Genomic DNA, 19,776 nt, shown 5'->3' with positions numbered 1-19,776 from the left:
TTATAAAAATATATATATATCAATATATTAAAATAGCAGCATAAGTGAATTTTTTAAGCACGAAAAACGGTGTTATATCTTTGGCTGAAATCACATTTGCAAGACAATCAATCCGGAACCTTACATTAAAAGGCACACTGCTATGTGTGCTGCCCTTATTTTTGAGGACATTCATTAACGCCTTCTTCTTACCAGTACTTGGACACTCGTCCTACGTGTTAACGGCCCACCACACCTACAGGTAGGGTTCCAGCTAACAAAAGTTTTTGATGAAATTTAGCACATCGTATGGTGTGATATTGAAGGCAGTATTGACGATTATTTAGAATAAAATCTATATACATCAATTAATTAAATTAATAACTAGGGGGAAATTTTTCAAACACGATAAATGGTGTTATATCAATGTCAGATATGTTGTTCACAGCTTGTTTTACACGAAAACAGGTGTGATATGTCTATTTTCCCATCTGTTTAGTCTTGCACGCTAAAAGGTGCGATATACCTGCAAAACGGTGTGCTATTTCCTGATAGACGGTGCTGAATTGCACGACAAACGGTGTCAAATAAAACGACAAACGGTGTGATATTGCCCGATAAACGGTGTGATATATACCATGATGGCGAGATAAATCCATTTAAATACAGAACACTAGACAAATAAAAAGACTGCTAAAAAAGAGAAAAGGTATTAAAAGACTAAAATTAAAAAATAACCCTATTCTTTATTTTTTAATATAGGCAAACGAAAAGGAATCATGTATTTCATGATTCCTTCTTAAATCCTGTATCAACCCAATATCAAAACACAGCCAAAAATATCTTTGACCATATGGGGGCAAATGCCGTCTGAATGCCTGAGAAGCCGTTTCAGACGGCATTGTTTTATTTGGTAAGCAACTGTCTGCGTTGTATAATTGCCCGCTTTAGAATCGATAATAAACAATAGGAACCGCTATGACCGAATCCATCACCCGCGACAGTATGCAATACGATGTCGTGATTGTCGGCGCAGGCCCGTCGGGTTTGTCCGCCGCCATCAAACTCAAGCAGCTTGCCGAAAAAAACGGGCGCGAAATCAGCGTTTGCGTGGTGGAGAAGGGTTCGGAGGCGGGGGCGCATTCGCTGGCGGGCGCGGTTATCGATCCGATTGCGCTGAACGAGCTGATTCCCGACTGGAAAGAAAAAGGCGCGCCGCTGACGCGCACGGTAACTCAGGACAAGGTGTTGTTCCTGACGGAGAAAAAAGCGTTCAATCTGCCTATTACCCCGAATTTCGACAATCACGGCAACTACATCGCCAGCTTGGGCGAAGTCGTGCGCTGGTTGGCGGAGCAGGCGGAAAATTTGGGCGTGGAAATTTATCCGGGCTTTGCCGCCGCCGAAGTGCTGTATCACGAAGACGGTTCGGTCAAAGGCATTGCGACCGGCAATATGGGCGTGGGCAAAGACGGCGAGCCGACCGATTCATTCCAGCCCGGTATGGAACTTTGGGCGCGGCAAACCCTGTTTGCCGAGGGTTGTCGCGGTTCGCTTTCCAAACAAGTCATCGAACGTTTCCAACTCGACCAAAACAGCCAGCCGCAAACTTACGGCTTGGGCATTAAAGAAATTTGGGAAGTGCCGTCCGAACAGCATCAGCCAGGTTTGGTGGTGCACAGCGCAGGCTGGCCGCTGGACAGCAAAACCTATGGTGGCGCGTTTGTTTACCATTTCGACGACAACAAAGTCGCCGTCGGCTTCGTGGTCGGTTTGGACTATCAAAATCCTTATCTGTCGCCGTTTGAAGAGTTCCAACGTTTCAAAACCCATCCCGAAATCCGTAAAACCTTTGAAGGCGGCCGCCGCATCGCTTACGGCGCGCGTTCGCTGATTGAAGGAGGTTTGCAAAGCCTGCCGAAACTCTCGTTCAAAGGCGGCGTTTTAATCGGCGATGCGGCGGGTTTCCTCAATATGCCGCGCATCAAAGGCATCCATACCGCGATGAAGTCCGCTATGATTGCCGCCGAAGCCGTGTTCCCCTTATTGGGAAACCTTGAAGAAGTGGAAAACTTCGACAGCGGCAAAGAGGCGGCGGATTACCGGCAACGTTTTGAACAAAGCTGGCTGTATCAAGAGCTTTATGCCGCGCGCAACGTCCGTCCGTCATTCAAATGGGGCGTTTACCTCGGCTCACTTTATACCGGCATCGACCAGATGATTTTCAGAGGCAAAGCCCCGTGGACTTTGAAACATCACGGCAAAGACAACGAGCAGCTCAAAAAAGCCGCCGCGTGCAAGCCGATTGATTATCCGAAGCCCGACGGCGTGTTGACCTTCGACCGCTTGAGCAGCGTTTTCCTCGCCAATCTCGCGCACGAAGAAAACCAGCCCGACCATTTGGTACTGAACAATCCGCAAGCGATGATAGACGTGAACTATAAAGAATACGCCTCGCCAGAAACGCGCTATTGTCCGGCCGGTGTGTATGAAATCGTCGAAGAAAACGGCAGCCCGCGCCTACAAATCAACGCGGCCAACTGCGTTCACTGCAAAACCTGCGACATCAAAGACCCGACGCAAAACATCACTTGGATTTGCCCTGAAGGCGCGAGCGGGCCGAATTACGGCGGGATGTAAACCTTATTCCGCCGTTACGCCCGGTCAGGAATAAGGAATGGGGCCGTTGTTCAAACCTGCCCCGTTTGAACCCATAATATAGTGGATTAAACTTAAATCAGGACAAGGCGACGAAGCCGCAGACAGTACAAATAGTACGGCAAGGCGAGGCAACGCCGTACTGGTTTAAATTTAATCCACTATAAAAAATGCCGTCTGAACCTTGGCTTCAACGTTCAGACGGCATTTCTGTTTGGATTTACTTGAAAATATAGGTATCAGGCATATCGTCGAAACCGACAACCTTACCGCCTTTATCCTTGGCAAATTTTTCAGCCTGCTCCTTTTTGCCGAACGGCAGCGCGTCTTCCGCACCCATACCGCCGATAAAGCCGCTGTCAATGACATAAAAGGCTTTTTTCGCATCTATCCACTCCGTGTCGGCATTGGGATTCGTCCAATCGGTAACATTGCCCATATCGGTAACGTAAATCACGCGGATGCCTTTAGGCTCTTCGGGCAGCTTGGTATAGCCGAACATCTGCTTGATGGTGGAGAACCAAACTGGCTGGTCAGGTTTACCGTTCAAGAAAATCTGGGCTTTGGGGCCGTTGTGTTCGGTCAGATTCATACTGCAATAGTGTCCGACCGAACGGTCGCTAATCTGCTGGGGTAAAGGCGGCGGTGCCTCTTCCGCCTGCCGGCAGGCACTTAAGGCGAAAACGGCAACAATTGCCAACAGGGTTTTCTTCATATTTGTCGCTTTCTAAAAATTCCGGCTGCCAAAACAAGCGGAATGATAACCCATAAAACCTGCGCAGTCAGCAAAACGGGGACGGTCAGGCTGATTTGTCCGCTCAAACCCGCCATACCCGCATACATAGCCGTATTTTCGTAACCGGTCAGGTTGAGCAGGCGGTAGATGTCGGTAGGATTAAACAGCAGCACTGTTTCAACAACAGGCGCGGTAATCACCTGTTTCGAGTCGGCAACCAGAATACCCAAAAGCGCCATATCGAAGATGACGACGAAAAACAACCACACACCGATGGAAATGCCGGCCGCCGTCCCCCGCTCTTTGACTTTCGCACTAATCAAGTAGCCCATAGACAGAAAAGCCGCACCGAGGATGACGCTGGCGGCAATCAACAATGCAAAGGGTTTCCAAGCGGCGATGTCGAAACTGCCGTTGGCAAGTTGCAGCGTAATGCCTGCCAATCCGTAGCCTGCCGTGGTGGCGAGGGCGAGGATGATGAGGTGTCCGACAAACTTGCCGGCAAGGATTTGGTTGCGTGAAATGGGATAACTCAACAGCAACGCCATCGTACCGCGCTCGATTTCCCCAATCAGTGCGTCATAGGAAAGCAGCATCGCAATCAGCGGAATCAGGAAAATAGACAGGCTCGACAGGCTGACGACGGTAACGGTCAGCGGATCGACCTTGACCGAACCGGTGGGCGAGCTGCCGAGAAAACCTAAAGAAAGGGCAAGTGCGGCAAGCAGGAGGGCGGCGGCAAGCACCCAGCGGTTGCGCAGACTGTCGCGGACTTCTTTGCCGGTAATAATCCAAACAGGGTTCATACGTCCTCCCTTTTCAAGAACTGTGCGTACATTTCATCAAGCGTCGGCGTGTGGATGTCGAGATAGGCAAGGTCGGACAGGCTGCCCAATTCGCCCAAAAGGTTCATACGTTCTTCCGCCTGACATTGCGCCCGGTAGGAAATGCCGTCTGAAAGCGGCTGCCAGCGGCTGCTCAAGGTGCGCGGTGCATTGAGGCGGATATTGACGGTCAGCGGCAGTCCGCTTTGGACGTGCAATTCGTCCATACTGCCGTCGGCAACCTTAACGCCGTTTTTCATCACGATAATGCGGTCGGCGTGTCCGTCCAACTCGGCAAGGGCGTGGGTGCTGAGCAATACGGTCGCGCCGCGCCCGTTAAGTTCGCGCACGACTTCGTAAAACATTTGTCGTGATGCAGGGTCGAGGCCGGTTGTCGGTTCGTCAAACAGCAGGACTTTGGGCTCGCCCAGCAGGGCTTGTGCCAAGGCAAGGCGTTGGCGCATCCCTTTAGAATAAGTGCCGACGCGGCGGTGTGCCGCCTGTGAAATGCCGACGCGCTCGAGCAGCCCCCGGTTTTGTGTGAGCGGCTGTTTTTTAAGTTTCGCGTAAAAGTCCAGCGTTTCGATGCCGGTCAGCGAAGGGTGCAGCGCAACGGTTTCGGGCAGGTAGCCGATTTGGCTGCGAAGCCGCGCCCCCGCTTTGCTGCCGGTACGTTCGCCCAAAAGCATCACTTCGCCTTCGGTCGGGGTAATCAGCCCGAGTATCAGCTTCATAATGGTGGACTTGCCCGCGCCGTTGTGCCCGGCAAGCCCGACGCTTTCTCCTGCCTTCAAAACCAAATCGACTTGGTTGACCGCTTTTTGCGCCCCGAACCGTTTGGTTACCTTCCTCAATTCGACATGATGTGTGGTCATGGTTGTTCCTTTTGTGTTTTCAGACGGCATTTGAATCCGGATGCCGTCTGAAGCAGACTAGTTCAAAGAACCGTTTTCCGCCCTGCCCCATTCCGACTGCCGCGTTTCGGCTTCTTTGAGCAACTCGTCCTTCATCGCCTGATAACGGGTTTGAATTTTGGGGGCATAAGGCTTCATCAGCGGTTTGCTGTCCACCACGCCTCCGGGCAAAACGGCGGGAAACTGCGCCTGCGCCCATTTGACGATGCTGATTGCAGGGCTGTTCATCAAGAGGCGTGATACGGGCGCGCGCCAGATGATTTGGTCGATAATGCCGTTGGGACGGTACGCGCTGTCGCCGAAGCCGTCGCCGTTCAAATCGAACGCGCTGTTGTCGCTCCAATAGTTGCCGTGTCCGCCTTCGCTCCAGTCGAGAAAGCGCGTGCTGACGTATTTGACCTGGCTTTCGTTGTTGATAAAGGAATTGTCATGCAGGGACGTGCCTTCGATGGCGGCGGTAAAGTGTATGCCGATTTGGCAGTTTTCAAAATGATTGGCGGACAGTTTATCGTAGTTGGCATTGTAGGCAAAAACGCACTTGCCCGCTTTGTTGATAATGTTGTCGTGAATATCGGAATAGTTGACATAGTTGAGCATAATGCCCTGATCGCGGCTGCCGACGGCGATATTGTCGAATACTTTGAGCCGCTCGGAAAACATCAGCACATAGCCCATATTGTTGCCCACGGAAATATTGCCGCTGATTTCGCTGTCGTTGGTGTACATATAGTGGACGGCGAAACGCAAATCGCTGAAACGGTTGTTTTTATAGGTGTTATGCGTGCTGGTATTGGAAAAAATGCCGTCCCGTCCTTTGGAAATGTCGTTGCCGACGACCTGCGCGCCGGGCGCGTTCCAAACGGTAACGCCGTTGCCGCGCTCGTTCACGCGCAAAGTCGCGTCGCCGACGATTTTATTCTCGCGCACCATCGCATCGGCAGAACCATGCAGATATACGCCGACCGAATTATCAAAAATATTATTGTGTTCGATCAGGGCGCGCGGAGCGGTTTCTTCGAGATAAATACCGGCATCCATTGCTGGCAGGCTCATACCGGAACGGGTAACGGTCAGGTTGCGGAGCGTTACGTCCGGCGCGTGTACGGCTATGGTACGCCCGCTCCTGTCCCCTTCGATGGTTGCGGAACGGTCGGCAGGCCCTTCAATCGTAATCGGTTTGTCGATATAAAGTTTGGTTTGATATACGCCGGAAGCCAGTTTGAGCGTATCGCCCGCATGAGCACGGGCAAAAATTTCGGCAAGGTTGTCTTGCGGGGAAACGTGGACGACGGCTGCCGGTGCCGTCTGAAAAATGCTGCCGGCGGCAAGTATCAGTACGGCCTTCAGCCATATACGGAGCGCGGATGTGTGCATGGTGTCCCTCTGTTTCGTTCGGTATGGCCGAACAAAATAAAGCATCATTCAAATGTGCCTGTTTTTATAGCGAAACCGCCTGAAACGGTACGGCAAGCGGTTTGGCTATAAATGCCGTCTGAAGACCTGTTGCCTTCAGACGGCATTCTCCATATTCAGCCGTCAGGCCGCATTATTTGGGATGAACAATCATCTGACCGGACATTTCCATGTGCAAGGCGTGGCAGAACCATTGGCAGTAGTACCAGTGTACGCCCGGACGGACAGCTTTGAAGGTTACGGAAGATGTCGCTTGCGGGCCGATTTCCATAGCGATACCGTAGCCTTCCAAAGTGAAGCCGTGGGTCAAGTCCTCGATGGTCTCGACGTTGGTTACGTATACGGTTACTTCGTCGCCTTGGTTCACTTCAAATTGAGGGATACTGAATGCGGGCGCAACGGCAGTCATGTACACGCGTACTTTGTTGCCTTCGCGTACGACTTTGGCGGCTTTTTCCAACTCGACGCCGTCTTTTTTCGCCTGTTCCAAAGCATCCTGCCAGAACCACGGATCTTTGCGGTCCCAAGTTTTGCCCGGGTTCAATTTAGACGCGGCAACCAAGCACAAGTCGTGCGGTTCGGCAAAAGTCGGATTATCGTGTACCAGACGCATTTCGTCGCCGGAGATGTCGATCAATTGGTCGCACTCGGGTTTCAACGGGCCGGCATTCAGGAAGCGGTCTTTAGAAAACTTGTTCAAAGACACCAGCCATTGGCCGTCGGCTTCTTTGGTTTCGCCCATAGTCGTATGGTTGTGGCCCGGTTGGTAGTGAACGTCGAGTTTTTGTTTGATCGGATCGACTTTGTCGCCTTTGTAGGCTTTGATTGCGTCGTCGATATTCCATTTCACCATTTGGCTGTCGATAAACAATGTCGTATAAGCATTGCCGCGACCGTCAAATGCAGTGTGTAAGGGGCCGAGACCCAGTTGCGGTTCGGCTACGACCACATCGCGCTCTTTGATTTTGCCGGCAAACAAATCGTCCAGTTTGCTGACATCCAATACGGTAACGGTCGGAGACAGTTTGCCGTTGAGCATAATGTATTTGCCGTCGGGGCTTGCGTTACAGCCGTGCGGAGAGTTCGGCACAGGGATATAACGCGTGTATTTGGATTTGGCTTCAGCGCGGCCGTCCAGCATTTTCACGCCGTTCACTTCTTTGAAGTCGCCCGCTTTGATGCCTTCCTCGATGGCTTTCAAGTCGAAAACGACGCACCAGTCCTGTTCGTTGGAAGACGCACCTTGCACGGTCAGCGCGCGCTCGGAGTTGTAGCAGGTGGCAAAAGAATATTTGCCTTGGTAGTCGGCATCGCCGTTGTCCAAGTTGCCGTCAACCAATACCTGCCATGCGATTTCCATGGTTTCGCCGTCGATGGCGGTATAAACGGCATTCCAGGTTTTCGCATCATCCAGTTTGCCTACACCGCTGACAGGGGTAATATGTTCGCCGTTGGCAAAGACATAACCGGTTTTCGGATAACGTTGCGGACGCAGGCCGTGGATACCCGAGGCATTGGGGATGTCGATGATTTTGTCGGCCTTCATCACATCCAGACGCACGCGGCAGACGCGGTTGTTTGCCTTATCGTTGGCATAGGCATAGCGGCCGTCGTAAGTTTGGTCGGTAAACGACAGGTGCGGGTGGTGAAGGTCGCCGTTGGGGTAGCAGCGCAGACCGCTGTCTTTTAAGAATTTACGGGTTTCTTCGGTAATATTGCCGTTGAGGACTTTCAAACTCTCATTGGTACGTCCCCAACCGGTCGCGCTGTCCATATTGAACACGGGGATACGCATCAGTTCGCGCATAGAAGGCAGGCCGATCAGGCGCATCTCGCCGGACTGGCCGCCGGAAAGGAAACCGTAATATTGATCGAGTTCGCCCGGACCGACTTCGGAAGACAGTTGGCCCGGTTTGGATTCCCCTTGCGCCTTGGCGACGGGGGCCGCTCCGGAAGCGTTAGCGGCAGCCGGTTCGCCGTTTTTAGAGCAACCCGCCAAACCCAACAGACCCGCACCGGCAATACCTGCACCGGAAGCGGCGGCCGTACCTAAGAATGAACGACGGCTCAAGCCGTTTTGTTCTAATTTTTCGTCTGACATACAACACTCCTTGGATAAAATACGGCAAACCGGTTTTCAGACGGCAAGCCGATGGGAAAAAATTTTGTTCTTTTACCGGGAAAGCCCTGCCCGTCTGACACTTTGGCTTCAGGCTTCCTCCGGATGCTTATTTTTCAGGTTGCGCCGTTTCGGGTTTGACAAAATGAACGACCTGTTCCTGCGGCTGCTTGGATACACCCTCCAATTCCCCTGATTTGGCAGCAGCCTGTTTTTGTTTTTTCTTATTCACTGCCACAACTTGCGGGCAGCGCGTATCGTGGTGGTACATGACTTGGCAGTGCAGGCACTGGATACATTCGTTCGGATGGATATCTCCCTCCGGGGCAATCGCTTGTACAGGACATTCGTGTGTGCAGATTTGGCAGGGATTACCGCACATTTTGTAGCGGCGCAGCCAGTCGAACACGCGGAATCTGCCCGGCAGCGCGATGCCCGCACCCAAAGGACACAGATAACGGCAGAAGAAACGTTCGATAAACAGTCCTGCAACCAAAAGGGCGACGGCAAAGGCGACAAACCACCAATCGCGCATAAATTTCAAGATAATCGCGGTTTTGAAGGGTTCGACTTCTGCAAATTTTTCCGCCGTACCCAGATCATACAGAGAAATTGCCAAAAGCCCGAAGAAAATCAGATACTTGATGACGCTTAAACGGGTATGCAGCATATGCGGCACGATAATCTGTTTCACACCCAGTTTTTTGGCAATGCGGTTGGTCAATTCCTGCAATGAGCCGAACGGACACAGCCAACCGCAAAACGTCCCCCTGTTCCACAGCAGCATAGTTGCAGCCGTGAACAGCCACAGGATGAACACAATCGGATCCATCAGGAAAAATTCCCAATGAAATTCGGTAAGGATGGCGGAAAACAGCGTCAGCGTATTGACGACCGAAAGCTGCGCCTGTGCATACCAGCCGATATAGAAGAGCGTGAAGGTCAAAAAGGCAAGGCGGAAGCGGTCGTACCATTTTTCGTAACGCACAATCCAGTCTTGGAACAAAAACACCAGTAACAATATGGTCAGTGCAATGCCGACAACGATAATCTGCCCCTGTTTCGCTTTCCAAATCTGTTTCCATAATTGATTGGATACACCGTTTTCAGATGCCGCATCTTCGGCAATGCCGTCTGAAGCGGCATCGGATGCCGCGGCAGGTACGGCTTCGACAGGCGCGCTGATTTCTACGGGCGGTGCTTTGGGATCGTCGACGTAATAAGCTTGGGGCAGTTCGTAATCCAAATCGGCGGTAACGAAGGCTTTATCGTTCACGCTCAATACGCGCTGAACCATTAATTGCAGCCGCCACGGCTCCGCACCGTCAAACGCTACGCCTTCAGGGATGGTAAACCAAGAAACTTCTTTAAAGCGCGGCGCACCGGCGGCGGACAGCGCGACGACGCGTTCGTGTTGGGCATCGGTAAAACGGAAGCTGTTCTCTCCCTGAATCATCTCGATACGGTCGAAAATACCGCCGCGCACATAACCCGAACCTTTCCAAGAATAACGACCCTCCCCGGCAACCAAAACCGCCTGCTGCCCGGGTTTCAACCGTTTTTGCAGATGCGCCCAGCCGTCCTCTCCCAGCAGGCTTTTACCGATGGAGGGCTGGCTGACCAAAGCAACATATAAATCGATAAAGGTATCGTCAGGATCGCCCTGTTCGGCGTGTTCGGCCACGCCGGCCTTGCCGCCTTTCTCAAACAGTTTGTTGATTTGATCCAGCGTGATATGCAGATGGCCGACGGCCTTTTGTTTCAAAAGTTCGTCCCAAGACAAAATATCCTGCTTGTCGGGATTTGCCATACGGCGCGGACGGGTTTTTACCGCAGGCGCGGCTTCCTGAACATCGGAAGCGGATGCCGTCTGAAGAGCCTTATCCGAACCCAAGCGGTATTGGTTGGCAATGACCTTGTACGAACGCTGGATACTGTCGTTAATCACCATCAGCGTAACAGTCGCACCGCTGATAATGTCGCCCGGCGCCACGCCCGGAGTCGGCGGATTTTTAATAAAGTTCAGACCGATATATTTGTCGATGAATTTATCGACACGCGACTGCGGAATACCGATCAGCATAATCGGCTCGTGATGATCGACCAGTTTCGCCCCTGCTATCGTGCCGTCGTTTGCCAACGCCATCAGCGTATCAATCGGCTTGCTCGAATAACCGCGCGTATTGACCACATCGGTCGTGATATAGACCAAACCGAGCTGCTCATCGCCTTTGTAAACGCGGGCGACCATAGGCTTGCCTTCCGGCTTGCCGTAACGATCCGCTCCCGGGAAGATTTCCGAAGGTTGGATTTTCGCCAAAAAATCAGGCAGACGCTCCGCATAGGCGGGCAATGCCGCCGTCAAAAAGACAAAGGCGGCAAAAAACGCCGTTATCCGCGCCCGAAACACGGACATACGCCGGATTGAAAAACAGGACATAGCCATCACCGATATACCGATACTCTTTAATATGGATATTATATGAATCAACTAACGGCATTTTTTTGACGCAAGTCAAGTTTACAAATCTTAAAACCAATCCGCATACAAGATAATACTTTGTGATTACATCTATATAATGTGGGATTTTACGATGTTGCCGGCCTGCACAAAAAATGCCGTCTGAAACCTCTTCAGACGGCATTTTTCCCGGCGCACCGTTATTTGTCCAAATGATAAATCTGCGCGACGGCATGAACCAAATCTTTATCTTCTTCCCCCGCCTTATTCAAGGTTTGGGTCGGCGAATGCAGCAGCTTGTTGGTCAGTTGGATCGACAGCCTTTCCAAAACCTCTTCTGCCGTTGCGCCTTTGGCAAGCTGTTTCATCGCATTTTCCAAGACCTGTTTGCGCGCTTTCTCTCCCTCATCCCTCAATGCCCTGATTAACGGGACACTCTGCCTGCCCTGCTGCTGCCTGACAAATTCGGCAACCTTCTCAGACACCAGCGTTTCGGCGGCGGCGGCGGCCTTCTGCCTTGCCTCCTTGCCGCTTTGGACGATATTGACCATATCGTCCACCGTATAAAGATAGGCATCGTTCAAATCGCCGACTTCCGCCTCAATGTCGCGCGGCACCGCCAAATCAAGCATAAACAACGGCATACTCTGCCTTTGTTTCAATGCGCGCTCCACCATACCTTTGCCGACAATGGGAAGCTGGCTCGCCGTTGAAGAAACCACCACGTCGTACTCATGCAAAATGGCGGGCAAATCGCTTAACAGGCAAGGCTCGGCATTGACACCGAGTTTGTCGCATAATTCCTGCGCCCGCGCCGGCGTCCGGTTGGCAACCGTCATCAATCTGGGGTTTTTAGCGGCAAAATAAGTCGCGACCAACTCAATCATCTCGCCCGCACCGATAAACAAGACATTCAAATCGCCTATATCGGGAAAAATCTGCTCCGCCAACTTGACGGAAGCGGCCGCCATCGAAACCGAGTTCTCGCCGACGGCAGTATCGGTACGGACTTCCTTGGCAACAGAAAAGGTTTTTTGGAACAGGGCATTGAGTTTCTTGCCCATACTTTCCTGCTCTTGCGCGACCCTGACCGCATCCTTAATCTGTCCCAAAATCTGCGGCTCGCCCAACACCATCGAATCCAACCCGCAGGCGACGCGGAAAGCGTGGCGCACGGTTTCCTGCATATCCAGCGTGTACAGATACGGACGGATTTCTTCAATCGGCAAACTGTGGTAATCGGCAAGCCATCGGATGATTTCTTCCGAATCGCCGACACAGTAAAGCTCGGTGCGGTTGCAGGTAGAAAGGATTACCGCCTCCGTTGCCGCATTGCTCCGGGCAAGATTGCGGACGGCTTCGGGCAGGACGGCGGCGGAAAACGCCAGCTTTTCCCGTATGCTTAAAGGTGCGGTTTGATGATTGAGTCCGACAGCGGTAAGTTGCATGAAAAAATCGGTAAAGATGGATATAGACCGTTATTATAGCCTAACTGACCTTGAAGACACAGACAAAAACCGCACTTCCAAACGCATCCTTGCCGTCTGAAAGTGCAGTTTCTCAAATCAGGCATCCCATTATCAGGATAGGGTTTAGTCCACTTCGCCCGCGTATTGTTCGGCAGTCAGCAGACCGTCGTAGTCGGCAACGTTTGCCGGTTTGATTTTGAAGAACCAGCCTGCGCCGTAAGGGTCGCTGTTGGCAGTTTCAGGTGCGCCGGGCAAGTCATCGTTGACGGCAACGACTTCGCCCGCAATCGGCGCGTACACGTCGGACGCGGCTTTTACAGACTCAACCACACCGGCTTGCTCTTCGGCAGCCAGGTTTGCGCCGACTTCGGGCAGCTCGACGAACACGATGTCGCCCAACAGCTCTTGCGCGTGGTGGGTAATGCCGACGGTGATGGTACCGTCTTCTTCAAGGCGCAGCCATTCGTGGCTGGCAACGTATTTCAGTTCGGCCGGGATGTTGTTGCTCATGGTTTGATACTCCATTGGTAGGGGATTATTTTCAGACGGCATCTGCATGAATCAATATCCACAGATACCTTGTTCAAGGCTTTCTGCAAACGTCCGTATCGGACAACAATTAAAACCTGCTTTCAGACGGCATATGAAATGAAAATGCCGTCTGAACCGATATTAATCAAACTGTTTTTGACCGTTGCGGACGAACGGCAGCTTCAGTACGCGCACGTCCGCTTCTTTACCGCGTATCAGCACTTTGGCGGTATCGCCGTCAAAATCTTTCGGAACGCGGGCGATGGCGATGGATTGTTTCAGGCTTGGAGAGAAGACGCCGCTGGTGGTTTCGCCTTTGCCTTTGTCGGTCAACACTTCCATATGCGCGCGCAGGATGCCGCCTTTGCCGAGCAGCAAACCGACCTGTTTGACGGCAACGCCTTTTTCTTTCAATGCCAGCAAGGCGGCTTTACCGACGAAATCGCGGTTTTCGTCTTTCAAATCAACCGTCCAACCCATACCTGCTTCGAGCGGGCTGGTGTCGTCGTCCATATCGTTGCCGTAGAGGTTCATACCGGCTTCCATGCGCAGGGTATCGCGCGCGCCGAGGCCGCAAGGCTGTACGCCTGCTGCTTGCAGGGCTTTGAAGAATGCGACGGCTTCAGTACCGGGTAGGATGACTTCCACGCCGTCTTCGCCAGTGTAGCCGGTGCGGGCGACAAACCAGTCGTTGCCCAAATCAGCGCCTTGGAACGGTTTGAGGTTGCGGACGACATCTGCCCATTCGGGTTTGACGGTCAGGAGTTTTTCGATGGCTTTCGGGCCTTGTACGGCAAGCATACCGAGGTCGTAGCGCGGATTGAAGGCGACGCCGAACTCTTGTCCGACTTTGTGGAATTGCGCCGTGTCTTTTTCGCGGGTCGCGCCGTTGGACACGATGCGGTATCGGGTTTCTGCTTCATTGGTGCGGTAAACGATCAAGTCGTCAATCACGCCGCCGTTGTCGTTGAGCAAAGCGGAATAAAGGGCTTTGCCGACAAAAGCGAGTTTGGCAACGTCGTTGGCAATCAATTTGCGGAAAAAGACCTTGGCATTTGCGCCTGCTACGTCGGTAACGAGCATATGGGATACGTCAAACATACCGGCGTCGGTGCGCACGGCTTCGTGTTCGGCGATTTGTGAACCATAATGGATGGGCAGCTCCCAGCCGGCAAAATCTACCGGCTTCGCGCCTGCATCTTGATGGGCTTGATGAAACGGGGTGGTTTTCAGAGCAGTCATTCTCAAGTTTCTCCGGATTTTTTGTTCAGATGCCGCCCGCGCACCTGTGCGCGGATGACCCTATCTGTCCTTGAACCTGAGATTTTCGGCCGTACCCGCTTGACGGCAAACCAGTCTGCTCACTGCTTTGCGCGGTTGTCTGAATGGTGGTTCAGACGGCCTTCTCCCCTTCGGTGGACGTTATTCTAACGCCGCTCTCCAGATTGTTTGTTTCAATGTGCAGTCCCTGATACCTGAGCGATTTAAGGGTGTCTGCGCCTTCGGTGGTTACATTGTAATCGGGTGTAACACTCTCCTGCACATTTCCCGATTATGTCTTGAATCGGCGGTTTGGGCAAGCCGTCTCGAACATATGCAGCCTTTCCCGGCGTTTTCAAACCGGCTTCCTGAAAATGAAAACCATCTCTGATGACTACACAACTTTTTATATGTTAATATGCCCCAAGCCCATCCATACGGATTATCGCAAGCTGCCCGAATCCCATCAGCGGAACACAAATTTATGCCACAAATCACTTTAGACAAAACGGATATTAAAATCTTACAGGTACTTCAGGAAAACGGCAGGCTGACCAATGTCGAGCTGTCCGAACGCGTCGCGCTCTCGCCCTCCCCCTGCCTGCGCCGCCTGAAACAATTGGAAGATGCCGGTATTGTCCGGCAATACGCCGCGCTGCTGTCGCCCGAATCCGTTAACTTGGGGCTTCAGGCATTTATCCGCGTTTCCATCAGCAAAGCAAAAGACGCGCGGGAAGACTTTGCCGCATCGGTTCGAAAATGGCCCGAAGTTTTAAGCTGTTTCGCGCTGACCGGAGAGACCGACTACCTGCTTCAGGCGTTTTTTACCGATATGAACGCGTTTTCCCATTTTGTTTTGGATACGCTTTTATCCCACCACGGCGTACAGGATGCGCAATCGAGCTTTGTTTTAAAAGAAATCAAACACACCACATCCCTGCCGCTCAACCATTTGTTGAAAGAATGATTTTCCGATACCCATTTATGGATACCGACTGCTTTTCACATCAAGAACACATTGCCCAAGCCACCCGGCAATGGTTGGAAAAAGCCGTTATCGGCTTGAATTTATGCCCCTTTTCCAAAGCACCGTATATCAAAAACCTCGTCCGCATTACCATCAGCAAGGCGCGGCATTCAGACGGCTTTTTAGAAGATTTAGACAAGGAATTGCAAATTTTAGGCAAATCGATGCCGTCTGAAATTGAAACCACGCTACTGGTTCACCCGACCTTATTCCCCGATTTTAGCCGGTTTAATGATTTTCTCGATTTTGCCGATACCGCCATTATTGAAAACGGCTTGGAAGGCATTATCCAAATCGCCCCGTTTCATCCCGATTTCCAATTTGAAGGCACGGATTCGGACGACATCGGCAACTACACCAACCGTTCTCCCTATCCGACACTGCATCTGATACGCGAAGACAGCATTGCCAAAGCCGCACAAGCCTTTCCCGACGCTTCGGCAATATTCGAACGCAATATCGCCCTGCTGGAAAAAATGGGACATGAAGGCTGGGCAAAACTCGGTATCACATCCTGCCCTTATCCGCACAATAAGAAAAATATTTCAAAATGATACGTTATCTTTTAATTGCCTGCGGCGGCATCTCTCTGCTGTTGGGAATCATCGGCATTTTTCTGCCGCTGTTGCCGACCACGCCGTTCGTACTGCTTTCCGCCGCCTGCTGGGCAAAGGCATCCCCGCGCTTTCACCGCTGGCTGCACCGGCACCGCTATTTCGGCCCGATGGTTCATAACTGGGAACAAAACGGCGCAGTGCCGCGCAAAGCCAAGATTTTCGCCATCAGTATGATGACCGCATCCTGCCTGATGATGTTTTGGCAGTTTCCCCAACGCTGGTGGGTCGGGGCGGTTTCATCGGTTTTTTGTTCCCTTGTCGCCATATGGATGTGGCGCAGGCCCGAATCCTGAATGCCGTCTGAAAGGGACGGGCGCAGACAAACGGGTGGGACAAACCTGTTTTATTGCAAATATATGTTAAAATAAATTCACTTTCCGTTTTCGATAGATTATTTATTAAAGACATATATTTATTTGTTTTAAATAAAATTATTTATCAAAAAGAACATATATTCCCAAGCGCGGCAATACGCCTTCCCGCCGCCTTCCGTTTTGGGAAACTGGTTTATCCTGATTATTTACTTTACAATCAATCGGAAACTTTTTTCAAAAACAAACAGGCAGCACAGTCCGCCTATGTCCGGGCGGCACGAAGCCTGTATCACTCCCGCGCGCCGCGCAAGGCAGTGCTTGAATCGAGGAAACACGATGCGCCACCTATCCCTGTTTTCACTAATGCTTTTCCCGGCATCGGTTTACGCCGCAGATTTGGACGGCGCAAACCTAAACCTGCTGTGGGGCCTGCCCTTTGCCCTGATTTTGCTGTCTATCGCATTGGGTCCCTTGTTTTTTTCGCATACCTGGCATCACCATTACGGCAAAATCACCGCCTTTTGGACATTGCTGTTCCTCATCCCGTTCAGTTTGGTTTTTGGCGCGTCCGCCGGTATCCATACCGTCGCACACGCACTCGTTGAAGAATACATCCCCTTCATCCTGCTGCTGCTTGCCCTGTACACCATTTCAGGCGGCATTTTGGTTTGGGGCGACTTGAACGGCACACCCAAGCTCAACACCGCCCTGCTTGCCGTCGGCACGGCACTGGCTTCAATTATGGGTACGACCGGCGCGGCAATGCTGATGATTCGTCCGCTGCTGAAAGCCAACCAAAACCGTGTCCACCGCGTGCACATCGTCATCTTCTTCATTTTCCTGGTTGCAAACATCGGCGGCGGCCTGACCCCTTTGGGCGACCCCCCGCTCTTCCTCGGCTTTCTTAAGGGTGTAGATTTTATGTGGACGGTCAAACATATGCTTGCCCCCGTCCTGATCAGCACCGCCGCTCTGTTGACCGCCTTCTATTTCATCGACAACCGTTTCTTCAAACAGGAAAACATTGCACAAGATACTCCGGCACAACAGGAAAAACCCGAAAAAATTGCCATCTTCGGAAAATGGAATTTTCTCCTGCTGACGGGCGTGGTCGGCGCGGTTCTAATGTCCGGCCTTTGGAAACCCGAACACCCGGGATTTGAAATCCTCGGCAGCCGTTACGCCCTGCAAAACCTCGTCCGCGATGTCATCCTGATTACATTGACCGCCGTATCTATGGCAATCACGCCCAAACAAGTCCGCGCAGGCAACGAATTCAACTTTGAACCCATCGCCGAAGTGGGTAAACTCTTCCTCGGCATCTTCATCACCATCTTCCCCGTCCTGAGCATTCTGAAAGCAGGCGAGGCAGGCGCGCTGGGCGGGGTGGTATCGCTGGTTCACGATACGGCAGGTCATCCGATTAATACGATGTATTTTTGGATGAGCGGCATATTGTCGGCATTCTTGGATAACGCGCCCACTTATCTCGTGTTTTTCAATATGGCGGGCGGCGATGCCCAAGCCTTGATGACGGGGCCCCTGTTCCATACCCTGCTGGCGGTTTCTATGGGTTCGGTATTTATGGGCGCACTGACCTATATCGGCAACGCGCCGAACTTTATGGTCAAAGCCATTGCCGAACAGCGCGGCGTACCGATGCCGACTTTCTTCGGCTATATGATGTGGTCGGTCGCCTTCCTGATACCCGTCTTCATCGTACATACCCTTATCTTTTTCATTTTCAAACTGCTGTAAACGCTATGCCGTCTGAACATTCAGACGGCATTTTAAATTCCGGCATAATCAAATCGATATTTTCCCCTTCCGACAATTATAGTGGATTAAATTTAAATCAGGACAAGACGACGAAGCCGCAGACAGTACAAATAGTACGGCAAGGCGAGGCAACGCCGTACTGGTTTAAATTTAATCCACTATAAAAACGGCTTCCGCAAGGAAAAAAGCAGCAAATCTGACAAACAGGTACAATTCCTGATAAAATCTAACACTTTGCTACATTAATTTATTCAATGCTTTTGGTGCCACGCGACACGGTATCAAAAACACGCCGTTTTTACCTTAACCATCACAAGTAATGCAAATCTATGATTAAAATCAAAAAAGGTCTAGACCTGCCCATCGCGGGCAGACCGGAGCAAGCCGTTTACGACGGCCCGGCCATTACCGAAGTCGCGTTGCTTGGCGAAGAATATGCCGGTATGCGCCCCTCGATGAAAATCAAGGAAGGCGAAGCCGTCAAAAAAGGCCAAGTGCTGTTTGAAGACAAAAAAAATCCGGGCGTGGTGTTTACCGCGCCGGCTTCTGGAAAAATCGCCGCAATTCACCGTGGCGAAAAGCGCGTGCTTCAGTCGGTCGTGATTGCCGTTGAAGGCAACGACGAAATCGAGTTCGAACGCTACGCACCCGATGCCTTGGCAAAATTGAGCGACGAAGAAGTGCGCCGCAACCTGATCCAATCCGGTTTGTGGACTGCGCTGCGCACCCGTCCGTTCAGCAAAATCCCTGCCGTCGATGCCGAGCCGTTCGCCATCTTCGTCAATGCGATGGACACCAATCCGCTGTCGGCAGACCCTGTGGTCATCATCAAAGAAGCCGCCGAAGATTTCAAACAAGGTTTGCTGGTATTGAGCCGCCTAACCGAGCGCAAAATCCATGTTTGTAAGGCAGTCGGTGCGGACGTGCCGTCTGAAAACGCTGCCAACATCGAAATACATGAATTTGGCGGCCCTCATCCTGCGGGTTTGAGCGGCACGCACATTCATTTCATCGAGCCGGTCGGTGCGAACAAAACCGTTTGGACCATCAATTATCAAGATGTAATTGCCATCGGACGTTTGTTCGTAACAGGCCGTCTGAACACCGGGCGCGTGATTGCCTTGGGTGGTTCTCAAGTCAACAAACCGCGCCTCCTGCGTACCGTTTTGGGCGCGAAGGTGTCTCAACTTACTGCCAGCGAATTGGTTGACGCAGAAAACCGCGTGATTTCCGGTTCGGTATTGAACGGCGCGATTGCACAAGGCGCGCACGATTACCTCGGCCGCTACCACAATCAGATTTCCGTTATCGAAGAAGGCCGCAGCAAAGAGCTGTTCGGCTGGGTTGCGCCACAACCGGACAAATACTCGATTACGCGTACGACCCTCGGCCATTTCCTGAAAAACAAACTCTTCAAGTTCACGACAGCCGTCAACGGCGGCGACCGCGCTATGGTTCCCATCGGTACTTACGAGCGCGTGATGCCGCTGGACATCCTGCCCACCCTGCTTTTGCGCGATTTAATCGTCGGCGATACCGACAGCGCGCAGGCTTTGGGTTGCTTGGAATTGGACGAAGAAGACCTCGCTTTGTGCAGCTTCGTCTGCCCGGGCAAATACGAATACGGCCCGCTGTTGCGCAAGGTGCTGGAAACCATTGAGAAGGAAGGCTGATT

Annotated in this window: 15 protein-coding genes and 1 riboswitch; of the genes, 6 read left to right on the top strand and 9 right to left on the bottom strand. The window is 51.9% G+C overall.

The genetic code is table 11. The annotated features are described in order from the left end of the window. Positions 1–957: 957 nt before the first annotated feature. Positions 958–2,619: an electron transfer flavoprotein-ubiquinone oxidoreductase gene (locus FGL10_RS11630; RefSeq protein ID WP_003709605.1), complete on the top strand. Its 1,662-nt coding sequence runs from the start codon at positions 958–960 to the stop codon at positions 2,617–2,619. A 238-nt stretch (positions 2,620–2,857) separates the two neighbouring features. On the opposite strand, the gene FGL10_RS11625 is transcribed toward FGL10_RS11630, so the two are convergent. The 9 genes from FGL10_RS11625 to gcvT form a co-directional block, all read right to left on the bottom strand. Next, positions 2,858–3,352 (bottom strand): nitrous oxide reductase accessory protein NosL, encoded by a 495-nt coding sequence (locus FGL10_RS11625; protein WP_003709601.1) that lies wholly within the window; start codon positions 3,350–3,352, stop codon positions 2,858–2,860. Then, entirely contained in the window at positions 3,349–4,179 is an 831-nt protein-coding gene (locus tag FGL10_RS11620; protein ID WP_003709598.1) for an ABC transporter permease, read from the bottom strand. The genes FGL10_RS11625 and FGL10_RS11620 overlap by 4 nt, the downstream gene beginning before the upstream one ends. Next, the gene (locus FGL10_RS11615; protein ID WP_003709597.1) at positions 4,176–5,072 is read right to left on the bottom strand and encodes an ABC transporter ATP-binding protein; all 897 of its coding nucleotides are present in this window, start codon (positions 5,070–5,072) and stop codon (positions 4,176–4,178) included. The genes FGL10_RS11620 and FGL10_RS11615 overlap by 4 nt, the downstream gene beginning before the upstream one ends. Positions 5,073–5,129: 57 nt before the next feature. After that, on the bottom strand, positions 5,130–6,485 hold the full coding sequence (locus FGL10_RS11610; protein ID WP_036469877.1) for a nitrous oxide reductase family maturation protein NosD: 1,356 nt from the start codon (positions 6,483–6,485) through the stop codon (positions 5,130–5,132). Between the two features lie 172 nt (positions 6,486–6,657). Further along, a complete protein-coding gene (gene nosZ, locus FGL10_RS11605) occupies positions 6,658–8,625 on the bottom strand; it encodes a TAT-dependent nitrous-oxide reductase (RefSeq protein WP_003709594.1) in 1,968 nt (655 codons plus the stop codon). A gap of 127 nt (positions 8,626–8,752) precedes the next feature. Then, positions 8,753–11,059, bottom strand: coding sequence for a NosR/NirI family protein (locus tag FGL10_RS11600; protein ID WP_248699964.1), 2,307 nt, complete (start codon positions 11,057–11,059; stop codon positions 8,753–8,755). 245 nt (positions 11,060–11,304) lie between these two features. Then, positions 11,305–12,552, bottom strand: a complete 1,248-nt coding sequence (hemA, locus tag FGL10_RS11590) for a glutamyl-tRNA reductase (protein WP_003709585.1) — start codon at positions 12,550–12,552, stop codon at positions 11,305–11,307. Positions 12,553–12,696: 144 nt separating this feature from the next. Then, the gene (gene gcvH / locus FGL10_RS11585) at positions 12,697–13,083 is read right to left on the bottom strand and encodes a glycine cleavage system protein GcvH (RefSeq protein WP_002258491.1); all 387 of its coding nucleotides are present in this window, start codon (positions 13,081–13,083) and stop codon (positions 12,697–12,699) included. 162 nt (positions 13,084–13,245) lie between these two features. Further along, the gene (gcvT, locus tag FGL10_RS11580) at positions 13,246–14,346 is read right to left on the bottom strand and encodes a glycine cleavage system aminomethyltransferase GcvT (RefSeq protein WP_003709580.1); all 1,101 of its coding nucleotides are present in this window, start codon (positions 14,344–14,346) and stop codon (positions 13,246–13,248) included. A gap of 210 nt (positions 14,347–14,556) precedes the next feature. Then, a riboswitch (glycine riboswitch) is annotated at positions 14,557–14,654 on the bottom strand. A gap of 194 nt (positions 14,655–14,848) precedes the next feature. Between gcvT and FGL10_RS11570 the strand changes: the two genes are divergently transcribed. The 5 genes from FGL10_RS11570 (at position 14,849) to FGL10_RS11540 (ending at position 19,774) form a co-directional block, all read left to right on the top strand. After that, a complete protein-coding gene (locus tag FGL10_RS11570; RefSeq protein ID WP_003709576.1) occupies positions 14,849–15,331 on the top strand; it encodes an Lrp/AsnC family transcriptional regulator in 483 nt (160 codons plus the stop codon). 17 nt (positions 15,332–15,348) lie between these two features. Beyond that, on the top strand, positions 15,349–15,945 hold the full coding sequence (locus FGL10_RS11565) for a DUF1415 domain-containing protein (RefSeq protein WP_003712478.1): 597 nt from the start codon (positions 15,349–15,351) through the stop codon (positions 15,943–15,945). Next, on the top strand, positions 15,942–16,301 hold the full coding sequence (locus tag FGL10_RS11560; protein ID WP_003689264.1) for a YbaN family protein: 360 nt from the start codon (positions 15,942–15,944) through the stop codon (positions 16,299–16,301). Before FGL10_RS11565 ends, FGL10_RS11560 begins: the two co-directional genes overlap by 4 nt. Before the next feature lie 357 nt (positions 16,302–16,658). Continuing rightward, positions 16,659–18,080 carry a sodium:proton antiporter gene (locus FGL10_RS11550; protein WP_036475275.1) on the top strand — a complete coding sequence of 474 codons (1,422 nt, stop codon included), beginning with the start codon at positions 16,659–16,661 and terminating at the stop codon, positions 18,078–18,080. Positions 18,081–18,430: 350 nt separating this feature from the next. Then, a complete protein-coding gene (locus FGL10_RS11540) occupies positions 18,431–19,774 on the top strand; it encodes a Na(+)-translocating NADH-quinone reductase subunit A (protein ID WP_003709564.1) in 1,344 nt (447 codons plus the stop codon). Positions 19,775–19,776 lie beyond the last annotated feature (2 nt).

The organism is Neisseria lactamica (assembly GCF_901482445.1).
Taxonomy (GTDB): domain Bacteria; phylum Pseudomonadota; class Gammaproteobacteria; order Burkholderiales; family Neisseriaceae; genus Neisseria; species Neisseria lactamica.
The sequence above is the reverse complement of the archived record's forward strand: the minus strand, read 5'-3'. Positions and strand labels throughout refer to the sequence as shown.

What these genes read in the sequence shown, in the direction of transcription:
- FGL10_RS11630 (WP_003709605.1), top strand. Translation starts at nt 958, where the DNA reads ATGACCGAATCCATCACCCGCGACAGTATGCAATACGATGTCGTGATT.
- FGL10_RS11625 (WP_003709601.1), bottom strand. Translation starts at nt 3,352, where the DNA reads ATGAAGAAAACCCTGTTGGCAATTGTTGCCGTTTTCGCCTTAAGTGCC.
- FGL10_RS11620 (WP_003709598.1), bottom strand. Translation starts at nt 4,179, where the DNA reads ATGAACCCTGTTTGGATTATTACCGGCAAAGAAGTCCGCGACAGTCTG.
- FGL10_RS11615 (WP_003709597.1), bottom strand. Translation starts at nt 5,072, where the DNA reads ATGACCACACATCATGTCGAATTGAGGAAGGTAACCAAACGGTTCGGG.
- FGL10_RS11610 (WP_036469877.1), bottom strand. Translation starts at nt 6,485, where the DNA reads ATGCACACATCCGCGCTCCGTATATGGCTGAAGGCCGTACTGATACTT.
- nosZ (WP_003709594.1), bottom strand. Translation starts at nt 8,625, where the DNA reads ATGTCAGACGAAAAATTAGAACAAAACGGCTTGAGCCGTCGTTCATTC.
- FGL10_RS11600 (WP_248699964.1), bottom strand. Translation starts at nt 11,059, where the DNA reads ATGTCCGTGTTTCGGGCGCGGATAACGGCGTTTTTTGCCGCCTTTGTC.
- hemA (WP_003709585.1), bottom strand. Translation starts at nt 12,552, where the DNA reads ATGCAACTTACCGCTGTCGGACTCAATCATCAAACCGCACCTTTAAGC.
- gcvH (WP_002258491.1), bottom strand. Translation starts at nt 13,083, where the DNA reads ATGAGCAACAACATCCCGGCCGAACTGAAATACGTTGCCAGCCACGAA.
- gcvT (WP_003709580.1), bottom strand. Translation starts at nt 14,346, where the DNA reads ATGACTGCTCTGAAAACCACCCCGTTTCATCAAGCCCATCAAGATGCA.
- FGL10_RS11570 (WP_003709576.1), top strand. Translation starts at nt 14,849, where the DNA reads ATGCCACAAATCACTTTAGACAAAACGGATATTAAAATCTTACAGGTA.
- FGL10_RS11565 (WP_003712478.1), top strand. Translation starts at nt 15,349, where the DNA reads ATGGATACCGACTGCTTTTCACATCAAGAACACATTGCCCAAGCCACC.
- FGL10_RS11560 (WP_003689264.1), top strand. Translation starts at nt 15,942, where the DNA reads ATGATACGTTATCTTTTAATTGCCTGCGGCGGCATCTCTCTGCTGTTG.
- FGL10_RS11550 (WP_036475275.1), top strand. Translation starts at nt 16,659, where the DNA reads ATGCGCCACCTATCCCTGTTTTCACTAATGCTTTTCCCGGCATCGGTT.
- FGL10_RS11540 (WP_003709564.1), top strand. Translation starts at nt 18,431, where the DNA reads ATGATTAAAATCAAAAAAGGTCTAGACCTGCCCATCGCGGGCAGACCG.